Consider the following 17746-nt stretch of genomic DNA (forward strand, 5'->3'; position numbering starts at 1 on the left):
TCGTGCTCGTTCATGTCTCGACCGAAGCTAGTCCTCCCTGAAGGCCGTCTCGCGGCCCGAGCGCACGGCCGGGGCGAGCACGAGAAGCAGCAGAAGGACGCTCAGCGCAAGGAACGCCGCCGAGAGCGGGCTCGTGAGGAAGCAGCTCATGTCGCCCCTCGAGAGCAGAAGCGCGCGGCGCATGTTCTCCTCCATCATGGGACCGAGGATGAAGCCCAGAATGAGGGGCGCGCTTTCGCAGCCGAGCTTGTTGAAGAGATAGCCCAGCGCACCGAAGCCGATCGTCATCCACACGTCGAAGACGTTGTTGTTGATCGAGTAGACGCCGATGCAGCAGAAGGCGAGGATCGCGGGATAGAGCCAGCGGTACGGCACGCGCAGGAGCTGCACCCAGACGCCGATCATCGGCAGGTTGAGGACGATCAGGATGAGGTTGCCGATCCACATAGAGACGATGAGGCCCCAGAAGAGTTCGGGGTCGGTGTTCATCACCTGGGGGCCAGGCGTAATGTCATGGATCATCATGGCGCCGATCATGAGCGCCATGACGGCGTTGGACGGGATGCCGAGCGTGAGCATCGGGATGAAGCTCGTCTGGGCGCCCGCGTTGTTGGCGGACTCGGGGCCCGCCACGCCGCGGATGTTGCCCTGTCCGAAGGCGGGTTCTGCGCGTTCGCCCGCGAGCTTCTTCTCGAGGGTGTAGGACGCAAAGGACGAGAGAAGCGCGCCGCCGCCCGGCAGGATGCCGAGGAAGGATCCGAGCAGCGTTCCTCGGGCGATCGGGCCCGCCGACACCTTGAGGTCCTCCTTCGTCGGGAGCACGCTCTCGACCTTGACGGGCACGAGGCTGCGCGTCTGGCTGATCTCGAGGTTCTTCATGATCTCCGCGAAGCCGTAGATGCCCATCGAGATCGCCACGAAGTCGATGCCGTCCATCAGCTCGTCGACGCCGAACGTGTAGCGCAGCGCGCCCGAATTGATGTCCGAGCCCACGAGGCCGAGGATGAGGCCCACGAAGATCATGCAGACGGCCTTGAGAAGCGAGCCGTTGGCGAGCACCACGGCGCCCACGAGGCCGAGCACCATCAGGCTGAAGTACTCGGCGGGGCCGAACTCGAAGGCGAGCTCGGTCAGGGGCGGCGCGAAGGCCGCGATCAGCATCGTGGCGAAGGTGCCCGCGATGAAGCTGCCTATGGCCGCAATGCCGAGCGCCGCGCCCGCGCGACCCTTCTTGGCCATGCTGTGGCCGTCGATGCAGGTCACCACTGCGGCGGCCTCGCCCGGAATGTTGACGAGGACGGCCGTCGTGGAGCCGCCGTACTGGGCGCCGTAGTAGATGCCCGCAAGCATGATGAGGGCGGCCGACGGGTCGAGCGCGTACGTGATCGGCAGGAGCATCGCCACGGTGGCAACGGGCCCCATGCCGGGCAGCACGCCGATGAGCGTGCCCACGGAGACGCCCGTGAAGCAGTAGAGAAGATTCTGAAGCGTGACGGCGTTCTGAAAGCCGAGCAGCAGGTTGGAGACGAGATCCATGTGCGCACCTCCCTCAGAGGAAGGCCGGCAGAACCGGCACCTGAAGGCCCACGCCGAAGATGAAGATCACCCAGCAGAGAAGGCACATGAAGACCGTGAGCACCGCCACCTCCCTTGCACGGAAGCGTCCGCTGGCAAGCGACGAGATCACGATCATGAGGGCGATGGAGAGCAGGACGCCGAGCTCGAGGAGCGAGACGGCGAAGACCGCGACGCTGCCGAGGATGAATCCGAGTACGCCCCAGTTGACGCCTTCGAGGGAGCCGTCGCCATAACCGGAGAAGAGCAGAGCGCGAAGGCTCAGGCAGCAGCCGAGCAGGGCCAGAATGACGCCAAGGGCCGTCGGGAAGAAGCCGGGCCCCATGCGCGAGAGCGTGCCGAGCGCATTCTCCTGGGCAACGGCCGCGGCGCCGGCGCCGAAAGCGATGAAGAATATGCCTGCCCAGAAGTCCTTTTTGTTTTTGATCATCATTTCAAGGGGTCTGCGTCAGCCGCACGGCCGTCCGGGCCGCGCGGCTGCGCCGTGCGTTAGTCATTGTTTTCGTTGAACAGCGAGCCTTGATTCTAGCGAATGAGAAAAAAGGCCTCGATTCCTTGGGATTCGAGGCCTTCCATTCGAGCTGCGCCCTGCGTCAGTCGACGCGTGCGCCGGAAAGCTTGACAAGCCTTGCGTACTTCTCGCTTTCGCTTGTCACGAGCTCCTGGAACTCTTCGGGCGTTGTCGGAGAGGCGACGCCGCCGAGCTTTTCAAGCCTTTCCTGAACGGGCGCGGACCTGAGGGCTCCCGTGATCGCCTTGTTGAGGTGCGCGACCACGTCGTCGGGCGTGGAGGCGGGCACGAAGAGGCCGTACCACGTGGAGATGTCGAAGTCGGGGACACCCGCCTCCTGCATCGTCGGGACGTCGGGCAGCGCCTTTGCGCGCACATTCGTCGTGACGGCGAGCGGCAGGAGCTTGCCCGCGCGGATGTTGGCGGTGGCGCTCGCGAGGTTGTCGAAGATCAGGTCGGTCTGACCCGCGAGCACGGAGAGCTGCGCGGCGGCGGCACCCGCGAACGGGACGTGGACCATGTCGATGTCCTTGATCTGCTTGAGCCATTCGCCGGCCATGTGGCCCGCGCTGCCGTTGCCGCCGGAGGCGTAGTTGAGCTTGCCGGGGTTCTTCTTCGCGTATTCGACGAGATTCTGGACCGTCTTGACGCCCGTCTTCTGCGAGAACTCGGGCGTGACGACGAGGACGTTGGGCACGTGGGCGATGAGCGTCACGGCCTTGAAGTCCTTCTTCGCGTCATAGGGCAGGCGCTTGTAGAGATGCGGGTTGATCGCATGCGTGGCGACCGCGCCCACGACAAGCGTGCGGCCGTCGCCGGGACGACGCTTGACGTAGCCCATGCCGACGCCGCCGCCCGCACCGGGACGGTTGTCGACGATGACGTTGCCGAGCGTGTCGACGACGGCTTCCGCGATCGTGCGGGCGGAGACGTCGAGAGGACCTCCCGGCGGGTACGGCACGACGATGCGGATCGGATCCGAACCTTCACCCCGAGGCATGGCCGCACAGGCTGTCATCGGGAAATAGGAGGCACTGGAGAGTGCCACCGCGCCGATGGCACCGATAAGAGTGCGACGTTGAATCATATTGATTTCTCCTCTGAGAGATGAAGTTGTTCCAAGCATATACGCTATGGACGGGAAATGGCAAAACTAGGCACTTTGTTTTAGGCGCACCCGCAACAACCTCTATCACAGGCGTTTCGAGCGCATATTAGGGTTTTCGCCCTAGGTATTCACCACTATGAAAATCGTTGGCGAGCCTACAATTGCCTTGTTGAAAAAGGCGGCGGATCCCGACCGTCGCCCCGACATGAGGACACATCATCATGCAATCCGTTCATCCCTGGCCCTATGCCCGCGTCTCCGCCCACCGCGGTGCGGGCACGATGGCGCCTGAAAACACCCTCGAGGGTTTCCGCGCCGGTCTTCACCACGGCTTCCACGCCTTCGAGACGGACGCCATGCTCGCCAAGGACGGCGTTCCCGTCCTGATGCACGACGAGCGCTTCGGCCGCACGATCCGCGACACACGCTCCGTGCCCGAGCTCACGAGCCTCGAGATCAGGTCGCTTGACGCGGGCAGCTGGTTTGCGCCGCAGTACACGGGCGTGCCTCCCGCAGGCTTCGAGCAGGCCGTCCGCTGGTGCCGCGCCAACCGCGTCTGGCTCAACATCGAGATCAAGCCTGCCAAGGGCGCCGAGCTCGAGACGGGCCGCGTCGTCGGCCGCCTGACGGGCGAGCTCTATGCCGACCTCGTGCGCGAGGGCGGCGCCACTCAGGCGGGCATCGTGCCCGATGCTCCGCTCTTCTCGTCCTTCAAGCCCGAAGCCCTTCGCGGCGCGATGGAGACCGCCCCCAACATTCCGCGCGGCTTCCTCGTCGACGAGCTGCCCGAAAACTGGCGCGAGGTGCTCGAGGAGATGAAGTGCGTGGCGCTTCACTGCAACCAGCGCCGCCTGACGCCTGAATTCGCACGCGAGGTGAAGGCCCTGGGCTACTGGCTCTTCTGCTACACGGTGAACGATCCGCGCCGCGCCCGCGAGCTCTTCTCGTGGGGCGTCGACGGCCTGTGCACCGACAGGCTCGACCTGGTGCGCCCGTCGCTCTGAGGCACGCACCCGACGTCTGAAGTCTCAGGAAGGGCCTGAATGAGGGCCCGAATGAAGACTCAAAAGCCCGCCATTTCCATCAGGAAAGGCGGGCTTCTTCATGTCCTGCAGGGCGTGGCCATCAGGCCTTCTGGATCTTCATGGGCGAGGCCGTGACGGGCGAGGGCGAGTGGTCGAGGTCGACCGCCGAGACGATGGCGCGCAGGCCCTCGGGGTCGAAGATGCGGACGTGCTTCTGGTTGACCTCGATGAGGCCGTCATGGGAGAAGCGCGAGAGCACGCGGCTCACGGTCTCGAGCTTGAGGCCGAGGTAGGAGCCGATTTCGGCGCGCGTCATGCGCAGCACGAACTCGCTGCGGGAGTAGCCGCGGTTTTCGAAGCGCTGGGAGAGCGACAGGAGGAAGGCGGCAAGACGCTCCTCGGCGTGCATGGAGCCGAGCAGCAGCATCACGCCGTGCTGGCGCACGATTTCGCGAGAGAGCAGCTTCTGGAAGTGCTTGCCCATCGTCTGGATCGTGGTCGTCGCCTGTTCGACGCGGTCGAAGGGGAGGACGCAGACCTCCGTGTCCTCGAGCGCGACGACGTCGCAGGAGTAGACGTTGCTCGAAATGCCATCAAGGCCGATCATCTCGCCGGCCATGAAGAAGTTGGTGACCTGCTCGCGACCGTCGCTGCTCATGACGGTGCTCTTCAGGAAGCCGAGGCGAACCACATAGAGATTGTTGAAGTAGTCGCCGGCACGGTAGAGCGCCTCGCCGCGACGGATGCGGCGGCGGGCGGAGACAAGCTCCTCCACCGTCTCCATATCCTTGAGCGTAAGGCCGAGCGGCATGCAGACCTCTCTCAGGTTGCAGTTCGAACAGCCAATGCGCAGTGTCGTGATATTCATCTTGCCCCCGTTGCTGAGGAAGGCCCGAAGTCAGGCCACTCCCCTCGATGAAACCAAGACCGCCGGCCGCCCAGTCCGCGGCCGCGTTCTCGCGTTCAATAATCTAGAAATAATCTGCCGCGTCTAGAATGCCCACATGCATCCTGAAGCACGGACCCTTTCTGTCGTCGAAGTGCCGTCACACAGCACTTCCGACGCGAGCGCTTGTTGACGTGAGTCAAAGAAAAGCGATCTACGGCCTCAATAATATCAGGAAGTTTAACTTAAGTCACAGACCAAGGAAAATCCTCAGATGACGAATCCTGCAACCAGCGGCGTTGAACTGCCCGAAATGGACCTCCTGCGCAAATTCGACGTGCCCGCCCCCCGCTACACGTCGTATCCGACCGCCGACCGATTCAACGCGAGCTTCGGTGCCGAAGACTACCGCAAGGCCCTCGCCGGCCGCGCTGACGCGAAGGAGCCCGCCGACCTCTCGCTCTACGTGCACGTTCCCTTCTGCAACGACGTCTGCTTCTACTGCGGCTGCAACAAGATCGTCACGCGCGACCACTCCCGCAGCGCCGAGTACATCGAGATGATCGGCCGCGAAGCCGACCTCGTGAAAGAGGCCGTCACGGGCTCCACCGAGCTCGAGCAGCTCCACTTCGGCGGCGGCACGCCGACCTTCCTCACGAACGACGAGCTCACGCTCATGATGGAGACGCTCACGAAGCGCTTCCCGCTCGCCCAGGGCGGCGAGTTCTCGATCGAGGTTGACCCGCGCACCTGCGACGCCGACAAGGTCAAGCACCTGCACGATCTGGGCCTCAACCGCATGTCCCTCGGCGTCCAGGACTTCAACCCCGACGTCCAGAAGGCCGTGAACCGCATCCAGCCCTTCGAGATGACGAAGGCCACGATGGAGGCCGCCCGCGAAAACGGCTTCGAGTCCATCAACATGGACCTCATCTACGGCCTGCCCAAGCAGAACCGCGGCACGTTCGAGAAGACGATCGACCAGGTGCTCGAGCTCTCCCCCGACCGCATCGCGCTCTATCACTACGCCCACCTGCCGAACCACTTCAAGCCGCAGCGCCGCATCCTGCCCGCCGACCTTCCCGATACGGTCGAAAAGGTCAACATCATGTTCGACGCCATCAAGCGCCTGACGGCCAACGGCTACCGCTACATCGGCATGGACCACTTCGCCAAGGAGACCGACGAACTCTCCGTAGCCCAGAAGGAAGGCTCCCTGCAGCGCAACTTCCAGGGCTACTCGACAAAGGCCGAATGCGACATGATCGCCCTCGGCGTCTCGAGCATCTCCAAGATCGGCAGCGCCTACGCCTGCAACCCGCGCGAGCTTGAGGACTACTACGCCGCCATCCGCGAGGGCCGCCTCGCCACGAACCGCGGCTACCTGCTCAACGCCGACGACGAAATGCGCCGCTACGTGATCATGACGATCATGTGCAACTTCGAGCTCCGCAAGCGCGACGTCGAGGAACGCTTCGGCATCAAGTTCGACGAAACGTTCGCCTACGAGCTCGGCAAGATGAAGCCCTACGTGAAGCACGAGCTCGTCGAGCTCTACGACGACCGCCTCGTCGTCTCCGCCAAGGGCAAGATCTTCGTGCGCGCCGTCGCGATGCACTTCGACCGCTACCTGCGCGAATCCACCCGCGCGGGCGGCTACTCCCGCATCGCCTAAGCGGCCCGGCACGGCGCGTCCCGCCGGGCGTCTCAGGACGCCCGGAGACGACGCCCGCACCCTCCGACGCCCGCCTCCCGTGAGGCGGGCGTCTCCTTTTTGCACGATCCGGCCCCCGTTTCGACCCTCAGGGCATGAAAATCCGCATTCCGACAGGGAGTTGCAGGGCCGAACCCATGCGATGGGGGTAAAATATGAGTTTTCGTCCCGAGTCTTCACGAAGGCTCCCGACACACCGTTCATGCCGCGGCCGGCACTGCCGGCCGTCAGCCAGAGCGGGCCGCCTCGGAGCTCGCCGTCGCCGCCACAGGCAGACCGACCTCCGTTCCCGCCGCCGGCCGGAGCATCCCGCCTCCGGATGCAGCTGCACGGCACCGAATTGACAAAAACCTATAGGAGATGGAACGGCCCTGACCAGGCGCACGCCGCCTGACAGGGAGTCCCGAAAACCCATTTATGAAAGTCGCAGACATTCGCCGCACCTTTCTGAACTTCTACGAAAGCAAGGGCCACACGATCGTCGCCTCGAGCCCGGTCGTCCCCGCCCATGACCCGACGCTTCTCTTCACGAACGCCGGCATGAACCAGTTCAAGGACGTGTTCCTCGGCTTCGACAAGCGCCCGTACACCCGCGCCACGACGTCCCAGAAGTGCATCCGCGCCGGCGGCAAGCACAACGACCTTGACAACGTCGGCTACACCGCCCGCCACCACACGTTCTTCGAGATGCTCGGCAACTTCTCGTTCGGCGACTACTTCAAGCATGACGCCATCAACTTCGCCTGGGAGCTCCTGACGAAGCACTTCATGTTGCCCGCCGAAAAGCTCTGGGTCACGGTCTATGCCGAGGACGACGAGGCCTACAACATCTGGCACGAGGAAGTCGGCGTTCCCGCCGAGCGCATCGTCCGCATCGGCGACAACAAGGGCGCCCGCTACATGTCCGACAACTTCTGGATGATGGGCGACACGGGGCCGTGTGGTCCCTGCACCGAAATCTTCTACGACCACGGCGACAAGATCCAGGGCGGCCCTCCGGGGAGCCCCGAGGAAGACGGCGACCGCTACATCGAGATCTGGAACCTCGTTTTCATGCAGTTCAACCGCGACGAGCGCGGCGTCATGCACAAGCTTCCGAAGCCCTCCGTCGACACGGGCATGGGTCTTGAGCGCATTGCCGCCGTTCTCCAGGGCGTGCACAACAACTACGACATCGACCTCTTCAAGAACCTGCTCGCCAGCGTCAAGCGCGTCCTTGAGGAGACGAGCGGCGAAGCCGTCGATCCGGAATCCCCGTCCCTCAAGGTGATCGCTGACCACATCCGCGCCTGCACGTTCTCCGTCGCCGACGGCATCGTCCCGGGCAACGAAGGCCGCGCCTACGTGCTGCGCCGCATCTGCCGCCGCGCCATCCGCCACGGCTACAAGCTCGGCGCCCGCAAGCCCTTCTTCTACAAGCTCGTCGACGCCGTTCGCGCCGAAATGGCCGAAGCCTATCCGGAAATCAACAATCCGCGCATCGAGAAGGTCATCGAAGAAGAGGAACGCCGCTTCTTCCTCACGCTCTCCAAGGGCATGGAAATCCTCGACGCCGCCATTGCCGGCTCCAAGGACGGCGTGCTTGACGGCGAAGTCGTCTTCAAGCTGCACGACACTTACGGCTTCCCCGCCGACCTGACGGGCGACGTCTGCCGCGAACGCGACGTCAAGATCGACTTCGACGGCTTTGACGCCGCCATGGCCCGCCAGCGCGAGGCCGCCCGCGCCAGCGCCAAGTTCAAGATGGCCGCCGGCCTCGAATACACGGGCGCCGACACGGTCTTCACCGGCTACGAAACGCTCGAAGAGAACGAAGCCACGGTTCTCGCCGTCTACAAGGACGGGCAGGCCGTCGAACTCGCCGAAGCGGGCGACGACTGCATCGTCGTCTTCGACCGCACCCCGTTCTATGCCGAACAGGGCGGCCAGGTCGGCGACCGCGGCCACTGTCGCAACGACGCCTCCCTCGCCGGCGTGCTCGACACGATCCGCGTCAAGGGCAAGGTCACGGGCCACTCCTGCCACGTCGAGGAAGGCCGCATCGCCGTGGGCGACAAGTTCCGCCTGACGGTCGACGCCGACCGCCGCCACGCCACGCAGCGCAACCACTCAGCGACCCACCTTCTCCAGCAGGCCCTGCGTAAGGTCCTCGGCGAGCACGTCGAACAGAAGGGCTCCCTCGTCTCCCCGACCGAGCTGCGCTTCGACTTCTCCCACAGCCAGGCCATGACGACCGAGCAGATCGCCCGCGTCGAAGACCTCGTCAACGAGCAGATCCTCGCCAACACGGCCACGAAGGCCGAAGTCCTGCCGCTTGAAGAAGCCCGCAAGACCGGCGCCACGATGCTCTTCGGCGAAAAGTACGGCGACATCGTCCGCGTTGAGACGATCGGCAACTCCGTCGAGCTCTGCGGCGGCACGCACGTCGTGCGCACGGGCGACATCGGCTCCTTCAAGATCCTCGGCGAAGCGGGCGTTGCCGCCGGCATCCGCCGCATCGAGGCCGTCACGGGCATGAACGCCCTTGCCGAAGCCCAGAAGAACGCCGCCCTCCTCGGCCAGGCCGCCTTCCGCTTCAACGTCAAGGCCTGCGACCTGCCGTCCAAGATCGACGACATGATGGCCAACGTCAAGGCCCTCGAAAAGCAGCTCGAACAGCTCAAGAGCCAGATGGCCAACCGCATGGGCGACACGCTCCTTGAAAAGGCCATCGAGGTGAAGGGCATCAAGGTCCTCGCCGCCCGCATGGACGGCGCCGACGCCAAGGCCCTGCGCGAAACAATGGACAAGGTCAAGGACAAGCTCGGCACCGCCGTGGCCGTCCTCGCCGCCGTCAGCGCCGAAGGCCGCGTCCAGCTCGCCGCGGGCGTCAGCCGCGACCTCACCGACCGCGTCAAGGCCGGCGAACTCGTCAACTCCGTCGCGCAGAAGCTCGGCGGCAAGGGCGGCGGCAAGCCCGACATGGCCATGGCCGGCGCCCAGAGCGCCGAAGGCCTCGACGCCGCGCTCGCCGACGTTCAGGCCTGGGTCGAAGCCAAGCTCTGAGGACGCACGATGACCGAAACGCTCGAAGTCGTCGACCTCTGCCTGCCCGGCCTCAACTGCCCGATGCCGGTGCTGCGCGCCAAGAAGGCCCTCGCCAAGATGGCGGGCGGCACCCTCCTGCGCGTCGTCAGCACCGACAGGCACAGCCTGGCCGATCTGGCGGAATTCTGCCGCCAGACGGGCCACGAGCTCGTGAGCCAAAACACGGACGAGGCGGCGGGCGAATACGTCACCGTCATCAGGCGCCGCGAGGACTGACCTCCGGCCGGTCCGAACCCTGATCAAGGTCCCTGAAGCATCCGCTTCGGGGGCCTTTTTTCATGCCCGTCCGAAAAGACTGTCCCGCAAGCAAATCGACTGAACAGGAAGGAAACAGATACCACATTTGCGGTATTTTCACAAAAAGCCTTGCCTTTTTTCTTCGGGTTCGCTAATATTCTGCTCCTACAGTTTTGACGCGGTAGTAGCTCAGTTGGATAGAGTATCTGGCTACGAACCAGAGGGTCGTGGGTTCGAATCCTGCCTACCGCACCATCAACTCTGTAGAACACAAGTGTGCGGTAGTAGCTCAGTTGGATAGAGTATCTGGCTACGAACCAGAGGGTCGTGGGTTCGAATCCTGCCTACCGCACCAGCCATTCCAAAGCCGCTGTTTTCGTCTGAAAACAGCGGCTTTTTCGTTACACTTTTTCAGGCGATTTCAGGCCTTCTAATTTTTCAGCACGAAACTCCTGTGGACAACCCACGTTTGCACAAAATTTATGCAAACTGCATCAATCATATTTTGCAGGGTTATCCCCGTAGAAGACCCCGCTTTTTCAACCTTTATGCACATTTTCTGTGGATAACTTACCCACAACCCCGTGCATGAGGTCTTCATTCGCATGAAAAGGCCCGCGTGGAAGCTGCGTTCCATGCGGGCCCTGTCTTTTCCTGCGTCCGTCCTCAGGAGGTCGTCAGGCGCGGCGTTCGCAGCGGCAGAAGGTCACCTCGAAGGAGCGGGACTCGGTCGGCTCGAGCATTTCGAGCACCTCGGTGGTCCATTCGGACTCGGGGAGCTCGGGGAAGGTCGTGTCGCCCTCGAAGTCGGCGTCGATCTTCGTCAGCCACACGACGTCGGCCGACGGAAGAGCCTGACGGTAAATCTCGCCGCCGCCGATCACGAAGACGGTGTCCGTGTCAGCGAGCGTCCTGAAGGCCTCCTCGAGGGAAGGAACCACTTCGGCGCCTTCGGCGCGGTAGTCCGCATTGCGCGTGACGACCACGTTGCGGCGGCCGGGAAGCGGACGGCCGATGGACTCCCAGGTCTTGCGGCCCATGACGATGGGATGGCCCATCGTGGTGCGCTTGAAGTGGGCGAAGTCCTCGGGCACGCGCCAGAGCATCTTGTTGCCGCTGCCGATGACGCCGTTGCGTGCGGCTGCGACGATGAGTGCGATCTTCATGAGTCTCTCCTCAGACGGCGACGGGCGCCTTGATGTGGGGCCACGGATCGTAGCCGGTGATTTCGAAGTCCTCGAACCTGTAGTCGAAGATGGAGTCGGGCTTGCGCCTGATCACGAGCTGCGGATAGGGACGCGGCTCGCGGGAGAGCTGAAGCTCGGTCTGCTCCATGTGATTGTCATAGAGGTGGCAGTCGCCGCCCGTCCAGACGAAGTCTCCGACCTCGAGGCCCGCCTGCTGCGCCACCATGTGCGTGAGCAGCGCGTAGCTCGCGATGTTGAAGGGCACGCCGAGGAAGATGTCGCAGGAGCGCTGGTAGAGCTGGCAGGAGAGCCTGCCGTCGGCCACGTAGAACTGGAAAAGGCAGTGGCAGGGCGGAAGCGCCATCTGGTCCACGAGGCCCGGATTCCAGGCGCACACGATCATGCGGCGGCTGTCGGGATTGGTCCTGAGCTGCTGCATCAGGTTCTCGATCTGGTCGACGTGGCTGCCGTCGGGTGCGGGCCAGCTGCGCCACTGGACGCCGTAGACGGGGCCGAGGTCGCCGTTCTCGTCGGCCCACTCGTCCCAGATCGTCACGCCGTTGTCGTGCAAGTACTTGATGTTGGAGCTGCCCTGAAGGAACCAGAGCAGTTCGTGAATGATCGAGCGAAGGTGAAGCTTCTTCGTCGTGACAAGCGGAAAGCCTTCCGCCAGATTGAAGCGCATCTGGTAGCCGAAGACGGATCGCGTGCCGGTGCCTGTGCGGTCGGACTTGTGCGTGCCGTGTTCGTATACGTGGCGCATCAGGGTCTCGTACTGATTGCTCGGCACGGTGCTGTCTCCCGAATGCTGGAAGGTCCCTCCGGAATGGCGGGACCCGAATGATAGGTGACCACAGTTTACCGAAAATCGGACTCTCCAAAAGCAGGCCCGCCAGTCCTTCGACCGGCGGGCCTGCATGCTTCACGAAGCGGAAGTCTGGAGGATTATTCCTGAACCACGACCTTCACGTCTTCGCCGTACTCGTCCTTCGTCGTCGTGTGGATCGCAAGGAGCGCGAACCAGCGGCGCAGCGTGCCGTAGATCACGAAGAGCATGAGGAGCATGACGATCACGGAGAGCGTGGCAAGCAGGATCTTGCCGCCTGGCAGGTACTGGTTGACGATGAGCCAGATGCCCGCCCAAAACGTGATGACGGTCATGAAGAGGCCGGGCACGCCCGTGATCCAGGCGTACTTCGCCTTGTTCATGCGCAGGATCACGGTGGTGCCGATCAGAAGCGTCACGCTGGCGAGCAGCTGGTTGCAGATGCCGAAGAGCGGCCAGATGGAGCCGATGTCGCCCGAGTAAACGAGATATCCCCAGGAGCCCGTGAAGAGCACCGAGGTGATGATCACACCCGGAACCCATTCCTTGTCCGCAAACTTCGGGATGACCTTGCCGATCATTTCCTGAAGGAAGAAGCGGCCGACGCGGGTGCCGGCGTCCACGGCCGTCAGAATGAAGACGGCTTCGAACATGATGGCGAAGTGGTACCAGTAGGCCATCAGGTGTTCCATGAACGGGATCTTGGAGAAGATGTGGGCCATGCCGACGGCGAGCGAGACGCTGCCGCCCGGACGGGCCATCAGACTTTCCTGAACCTCGGCTTCAAGGCGCGGAAGCTCCTGCACGGCCATGCCGAGCGCCTGGAACTTCTCGGCGGGCGCATTGATGGCGAAGTAGTCGGCGGGCACCAGCACGCAGGCGGCGACAAGGGCCATGATGGCCACGAAGCCTTCCATCAGCATGGCGCCGTAGCCCACGAAGAGCACGTCGCGTTCGTTGCCGACCATCTTCGGGGTCGTACCCGTGCCGATCGTGGCGTGGAAGCCCGAGAGCGCGCCGCAGGCGATCGTGATGAAGATGAACGGAATGACGGGACCGCCCACGATCGGGCCGCCGCCGTGGATGAAGTCCGTGAAGGCCGGCATCTGGAAGTTCGGCATCACGAAGGCGATGCCGATGGCGAGGGCGCCGATCGTGCCGATCTTGAGGAAGGTGGAGAGGTAGTCGCGCGGCAGCAGCAGGAGCCACACGGGAAGAACGGAGGCGAAGAAGCCGTAGATCGGGATGAGGATGCTCATCGCCTTGCGGTCGATGTCGAGCCAGCCGAAGTATTCGGGATGGGCGGCGACCCACGGACCGGAAAGGATGCAGAGGAAGAGGAGCACGACGCCGATGACCGTCGCGCCGACCACGTCGCCCTTGCGCCAGATCTGCATGTAGAGGCCCATCAGAATGGCGATGGGAATCGTCGCGGCGACCGTGTAGGTCGACCAGAGCGAGTTGTGCATGGCGTTGACCACGGCGATCGAGAGGCCCGCGAGCGTCAGGATCAGAATCGCGAGGACGGCCCACGAGGCGACGAAGCCCGTCGTCCTGTCGATCTCCTGCGTCGCGATGTAGGCGAGCGAGCGGCCGCGGTGGCGCACGGAGCAGAAGAGCACGACCATGTCGTGCACGCCGCCTGCGAGCACGCAGCCGATCAGAATCCAGAGCAGGCCCGGCATGTAGCCGAACTGCGCTGCGAGAACTGGGCCGAGAAGCGGGCCGGCTGCCGCAATGGCTGCGAAATGGTGGCCAAAGAGCACGTACTTGTTGGTCGGGACATAGTCCTGCCCGTCGCTGTACTTGACGGCAGGCGTCTTGCGGGCTTCATTGAGGCTGAGGACCTTGGTCGCGATGAAGAGACCGTAGAAGCGGTAAGCAATGGCAAAGATACAGAGCGCGGCAAAGACGATTGTCAGTGCGTTGACTCCCGTTCCTGTTTCCATGTTTTTCTCCGGGTTGGCTTTGGGGGGATTTCGTCGGCTTCAAGCGTCTTTCCGGAACACGAAAAAATGGCCTGAAGGATCCGGTAGGTGCGGATCCCAGGCCATATTGACGGGCCCGGCGCTCTCAAACTCGCCGATCTGCCTGTCAGTCTATCGTTTTCAAGGTTTTGCGCGCAAATGGTGCGCGTGATTTTTTCCTCAGTGTTTTTGCGCACCCTTGAAGATCATGAATGCCATCGGGAGCTCAAGAGAGGGCTTTGCACCACTGAAAACACCGCTCCAGCCGATCATGAAGTCGATGTACTCCTTGGGCTCGATCTTGCGGCCGAGCATCTTCTCATGCGCATCGCGCGCCGTCAGAAGCTCGAGGTCCTTGAGATAGCAGGAGAGCGCAAGACGGATCACGGCCTCATCGGACATGGCGTCCGTGCCGCCCTCAAGACCCTGAGCGGCCGTCTCGGCGGCAAGTTCCTGACGAAGCGAGGTGCGCAGGTGCTTCGCAAGCTCGGCGCCCGCCCAGCCGTTCTGCACGATGCGGGACTCGTCACCGCCCGTCGAAAGAAGCATCAGGATGTCGGCGAGGAATTCCTCGGCCTGCTCGTGGACGGCGGCCGCATCCTTGTGGCCGGGGTCGTTGCTGCGGATCCAGGCGTCCTGCATGCAGGCGATTCCGAGCTCCTCGAGCGCAAGGAACATGCTGTTCTGGTCGCGAAGGTCGATGGCGGCGTGAGGCGCGAATTCAGCGTCACGGGCTTGCTGGGGCATGTCTGTCTCCGAAGTCAAAGAGTGTTTTGAAAGGGTATCGGCATTGTACAACGCCGCGCTGCGCTGCAGAAAAGGAGCTCAGTTGAGCCGCCTAGAGACCGCATCAGGGAGAGGCATCACGGGAATGCCCTCCTCATGCAACGCCTGAGCCTCCTCGCCCGAACAGGTGCCCTTCACCAGGCGCCTCTCGGCGCGCCCGTCATGAATGTCTCTCACAGTTTCGGGAAAGCGCTCGCCGACGTCCTCGGCCATCGCGGCGGCCTCACGCAGCACCTTCATGGCGTCCGCCTGCATTTCGCGGGCCCTCTCCCAGCCGCGGGCGGCGACGTCGGCCGCAACGTCCGTCCTCGTCGTCCCCTGCACTCTGACAAAGTTGGGAGCGCTCGGGCGCTTGGCAACGCACGGATCTCCGCACACGGGACACTCGATGCGGCCTTCCTTCAGGTCCGCCTCCAGCTCCTCATCGGAGCGAAACCATCCCTCGAACACATGTCCGTGACCGCAGCACAGGTTGCAGATCTTGATTCCCATCACCGTCCTCCCGCACGCCCTTGAGGCAGGAGCCGAAAAAAGTTCACACGACTTTAAAAATATACTGTACAATTGCGCTCTCTGACGAAACCGTCAGCTCGCTCCATCTTGGAAGGGTGGCAGAGTGGTTGAATGTACCGCCCTGGAAAGGCGGCATACGGAAATTCCGTATCGAGGGTTCGAATCCCTCCCCTTCCGCCAGAACACAGACCCCGAAGCCTCTCAGGCTCCGGGGTTTTTCTTTATTTACCTTGAGTACCAAGCGCATTCCAGAATTCTACTTTCGTCGATTCCGCCAAAATCCGCCAGATTGCGACATATTACGCCATGCGATAGACTGTGGAGGTGGGTCTTTTGGTGGGTCTTTTTTCGGTGGGTCTCTGGTGGGTCTTACGCGATTCACCGCCCAAAGGTAGATATGAAAGATCAAGTCACGTCGAAAAATTTCATGACGCTGCCACCCGGCCGGTACTCGCTCGGCGGTGGGTTGATGCTTCTCGTGCGTTCTGAGTCTTCCCGGCAGTGGGTTGTCCGCTACCGATTCGCGGGGACACGGAAAGACTTGTCGATCGGTGGCGCCTCGCGCATTTCAATCACGTCTGCAAAAGCGCGGGCAGCAAAAATTCTCTCAATGGCGGCCGACGGCATCGATCCGTCATCATCAAAGCTTTCAGAAGAAGACGCCCGAGAAAGCATCACTTTCAAAGAGTTCTATCCTGGTGCAATCGCGACCATTCAAAACGTCAAGCGCTGGAAAAACGAAAAGCACGCATCGCAGTGGGTGTCCACAATCGAAACCTATGCCGTCCCGGTTCTCGGTGCTCTTCGCGTAAAGGACATCACGCGAGGAGACATCCTCGAAGTCCTCAAACCGATCTGGACAGAAAAGCCAGAGACAGCCAGCCGCCTACGAGGCCGCCTCGAAAGTCTCTTCTCTCAAGCAATCGCTGAAGAACTCATACAAACAAACCCTGCCACTTGGAAAGACGGGCTAGCTTTCTTCCTGCCGCCGATCTCAAAAGTCCACGAAGTCAAGCACCATGAGGCAATGCCTCTTGAAATTCTGAAAAGTTTTGCACCGGAGACGGCGAAAAAGACTTCTGTCGTATCTCGCGCAGTGCTTTTTGGCATTCTTACAGCTACACGCGTGCAGGAATTCCTGTGTGCACGTTGGGACGAGATCGACATCCAGCACGCGATCTGGACGATCCCCGCCTCCAGGATGAAGTGCGGGCTTGAACACCGTGTTCCGCTTTCCCGTCAGGCGCTAGCAGTCCTCGAGCGTTGTGAACACAAGTCTGAGCTTCTCTTCCCTGCGCCTCGATCAAGTAAGGAAATGGTCATCGACAGCCCCCGGGCTTTTATCCGCAAGGCGACCGGTGAGGCCTTTACGATGCACGGCTTCAGATCAACGTTCCGAGACTGGTGCGAGGAGAACTTCATACATGAGGCCCTTGCAGAGCGTGCACTTGCGCACGTCCGGGGCGACAAGGTCGTGCAAGCCTACCAACGCTCCGACCTCCTTGAGCAACGTCGCCCAGTCATGCAGCAGTGGGCAGACGCGATCCTGCCGACATGAAAGAATGATTCACAGCAAGAAAGTTTAATTCCAACTTGATGTCTCCGATGTGCAGAGCGAACATGACCTTACCGAAACACAAACACCGGAGACAATCATGACGAACAACACCAGCCGCCGCGAACTCGAAAAAGCCCTAGAACAGCTCGAACTCGCCATCGATCTCAAGAGCGACGAGGCTGCTGACGCTTACGCAGCCGGGAAAAAAGTAGAATGGCGAAGCCTTGTCAAGGCATTCCTGGCGCTTTGCGACGAACGCGACGAAATCGCTGCCCGCCTTGAAGACCGCGCCTAATCCCCAACAGATACGCCATAGCCCCCGTTTGAACATCCAGACGGGGGGTCATTTGTTCAGGGTTACTCTGGCGTCGTGAATCGCGGATACGTCTTGAAGTATGCGTCCACCTCCTTCAACCAAGCCTGCGCCTTCAAGGAGTAGCTTTTCGCACGCGGAGACTGCGGCTCGTTCCACTCGGCAGGCGTCGGCAGAGGCTCGTCGCTCACGATCTTTGTAGGCACGCTGCACCCGGTCAAGGTCGTCAGAGAGGCGCACAGCATCGCGCCGAGAAGCATCAAGCGCGTTTTGCGCAGCAACAAGTTTTTCATAAGCCTTTCTCCCATCGTTTGCGCGAACAATCGCGGCCTGAAGTTTGACATTGGCGATCTCCTCGCCGTACTCGTGCGACGCGTACATGTACCCGCCGACAGCGCCCGCAGCAAACAGCCCGAGCGGCACAAAAAGCTTCCAGTTCATCGAAGCCTCCAT

Annotated in this window: 16 protein-coding genes and 3 tRNA genes; 9 read left to right on the top strand and 10 right to left on the bottom strand. The window is 62.3% G+C overall.

Features of this window, described 5'->3' with window-relative positions:
- Positions 1 to 27 precede the first annotated feature (27 nt).
- The 3 genes from HMPREF9465_RS00840 to HMPREF9465_RS00850 all read right to left on the bottom strand — a co-directional run bounded on the left by HMPREF9465_RS00840 (position 28) and on the right by HMPREF9465_RS00850 (position 3173).
- A complete protein-coding gene (locus HMPREF9465_RS00840; protein WP_005433201.1) occupies positions 28 to 1536 on the bottom strand; it encodes a tripartite tricarboxylate transporter permease in 1509 nt (502 codons plus the stop codon).
- Between the two features lie 13 nt (positions 1537 to 1549).
- Positions 1550 to 2008 (bottom strand): tripartite tricarboxylate transporter TctB family protein, encoded by a 459-nt coding sequence (locus HMPREF9465_RS00845; RefSeq protein ID WP_005433202.1) that lies wholly within the window; start codon positions 2006 to 2008, stop codon positions 1550 to 1552.
- Positions 2009 to 2168: 160 nt separating this feature from the next.
- The gene (locus HMPREF9465_RS00850; RefSeq protein WP_005433203.1) at positions 2169 to 3173 is read right to left on the bottom strand and encodes a Bug family tripartite tricarboxylate transporter substrate binding protein; all 1005 of its coding nucleotides are present in this window, start codon (positions 3171 to 3173) and stop codon (positions 2169 to 2171) included.
- 242 nt (positions 3174 to 3415) lie between these two features.
- Here HMPREF9465_RS00850 and ugpQ point away from each other — a divergent pair, with 242 nt between their 5' ends.
- A complete protein-coding gene (gene ugpQ / locus HMPREF9465_RS00855; RefSeq protein ID WP_005433204.1) occupies positions 3416 to 4198 on the top strand; it encodes a glycerophosphodiester phosphodiesterase in 783 nt (260 codons plus the stop codon).
- 121 nt (positions 4199 to 4319) lie between these two features.
- Here ugpQ and HMPREF9465_RS00860 read toward each other — a convergent pair whose 3' ends face one another.
- Entirely contained in the window at positions 4320 to 5087 is a 768-nt protein-coding gene (locus HMPREF9465_RS00860) for a helix-turn-helix domain-containing protein (protein WP_038006035.1), read from the bottom strand.
- Positions 5088 to 5379: 292 nt separating this feature from the next.
- Here HMPREF9465_RS00860 and hemN point away from each other — a divergent pair, with 292 nt between their 5' ends.
- The 5 genes from hemN to HMPREF9465_RS00885 all read left to right on the top strand — a co-directional run bounded on the left by hemN (position 5380) and on the right by HMPREF9465_RS00885 (position 10498).
- Positions 5380 to 6780, top strand: coding sequence for an oxygen-independent coproporphyrinogen III oxidase (gene hemN / locus HMPREF9465_RS00865; protein WP_005433206.1), 1401 nt, complete (start codon positions 5380 to 5382; stop codon positions 6778 to 6780).
- A 456-nt stretch (positions 6781 to 7236) separates the two neighbouring features.
- On the top strand, positions 7237 to 9864 hold the full coding sequence (gene alaS / locus HMPREF9465_RS00870; protein WP_005433213.1) for an alanine--tRNA ligase: 2628 nt from the start codon (positions 7237 to 7239) through the stop codon (positions 9862 to 9864).
- A 9-nt stretch (positions 9865 to 9873) separates the two neighbouring features.
- Positions 9874 to 10122 (top strand): sulfurtransferase TusA family protein, encoded by a 249-nt coding sequence (locus tag HMPREF9465_RS00875; RefSeq protein WP_005433215.1) that lies wholly within the window; start codon positions 9874 to 9876, stop codon positions 10120 to 10122.
- A 199-nt stretch (positions 10123 to 10321) separates the two neighbouring features.
- Positions 10322 to 10398 (top strand) — tRNA-Arg (locus tag HMPREF9465_RS00880).
- Positions 10399 to 10421: 23 nt separating this feature from the next.
- A tRNA-Arg gene (locus HMPREF9465_RS00885) sits at positions 10422 to 10498 on the top strand.
- A 322-nt stretch (positions 10499 to 10820) separates the two neighbouring features.
- On the opposite strand, the gene HMPREF9465_RS00890 is transcribed toward HMPREF9465_RS00885, so the two are convergent.
- The 5 genes from HMPREF9465_RS00890 to HMPREF9465_RS00910 form a co-directional block, all read right to left on the bottom strand.
- Positions 10821 to 11309 (bottom strand): dihydrofolate reductase, encoded by a 489-nt coding sequence (locus HMPREF9465_RS00890; RefSeq protein ID WP_005433217.1) that lies wholly within the window; start codon positions 11307 to 11309, stop codon positions 10821 to 10823.
- A gap of 10 nt (positions 11310 to 11319) precedes the next feature.
- A complete protein-coding gene (locus HMPREF9465_RS00895) occupies positions 11320 to 12120 on the bottom strand; it encodes a thymidylate synthase (RefSeq protein ID WP_005433219.1) in 801 nt (266 codons plus the stop codon).
- 155 nt (positions 12121 to 12275) lie between these two features.
- Positions 12276 to 14105 carry a carbon starvation protein A gene (locus tag HMPREF9465_RS00900; protein WP_005433221.1) on the bottom strand — a complete coding sequence of 610 codons (1830 nt, stop codon included), beginning with the start codon at positions 14103 to 14105 and terminating at the stop codon, positions 12276 to 12278.
- A gap of 198 nt (positions 14106 to 14303) precedes the next feature.
- Positions 14304 to 14870: a hypothetical protein gene (locus HMPREF9465_RS00905; protein WP_005433223.1), complete on the bottom strand. Its 567-nt coding sequence runs from the start codon at positions 14868 to 14870 to the stop codon at positions 14304 to 14306.
- A gap of 78 nt (positions 14871 to 14948) precedes the next feature.
- Positions 14949 to 15401 carry a DUF1178 family protein gene (locus HMPREF9465_RS00910; protein ID WP_005433225.1) on the bottom strand — a complete coding sequence of 151 codons (453 nt, stop codon included), beginning with the start codon at positions 15399 to 15401 and terminating at the stop codon, positions 14949 to 14951.
- 110 nt (positions 15402 to 15511) lie between these two features.
- Here HMPREF9465_RS00910 and HMPREF9465_RS00915 point away from each other — a divergent pair.
- The 3 genes from HMPREF9465_RS00915 to HMPREF9465_RS00925 all read left to right on the top strand — a co-directional run bounded on the left by HMPREF9465_RS00915 (position 15512) and on the right by HMPREF9465_RS00925 (position 17275).
- Positions 15512 to 15602, top strand: a tRNA-Ser gene (locus tag HMPREF9465_RS00915).
- A 217-nt stretch (positions 15603 to 15819) separates the two neighbouring features.
- Positions 15820 to 16980 carry a tyrosine-type recombinase/integrase gene (locus tag HMPREF9465_RS00920; protein WP_038006037.1) on the top strand — a complete coding sequence of 387 codons (1161 nt, stop codon included), beginning with the start codon at positions 15820 to 15822 and terminating at the stop codon, positions 16978 to 16980.
- 97 nt (positions 16981 to 17077) lie between these two features.
- On the top strand, positions 17078 to 17275 hold the full coding sequence (locus HMPREF9465_RS00925; protein WP_005433226.1) for a hypothetical protein: 198 nt from the start codon (positions 17078 to 17080) through the stop codon (positions 17273 to 17275).
- Between the two features lie 48 nt (positions 17276 to 17323).
- On the opposite strand, the gene HMPREF9465_RS00930 is transcribed toward HMPREF9465_RS00925, so the two are convergent.
- Positions 17324 to 17734, bottom strand: coding sequence for a hypothetical protein (locus tag HMPREF9465_RS00930; protein ID WP_147645192.1), 411 nt, complete (start codon positions 17732 to 17734; stop codon positions 17324 to 17326).
- Positions 17735 to 17746: the final 12 nt, after the last annotated feature.

The organism is Sutterella wadsworthensis 2_1_59BFAA (assembly GCF_000297775.1).
GTDB classification, from domain to species: Bacteria; Pseudomonadota; Gammaproteobacteria; order Burkholderiales; family Burkholderiaceae_F; genus Sutterella; species Sutterella wadsworthensis_A.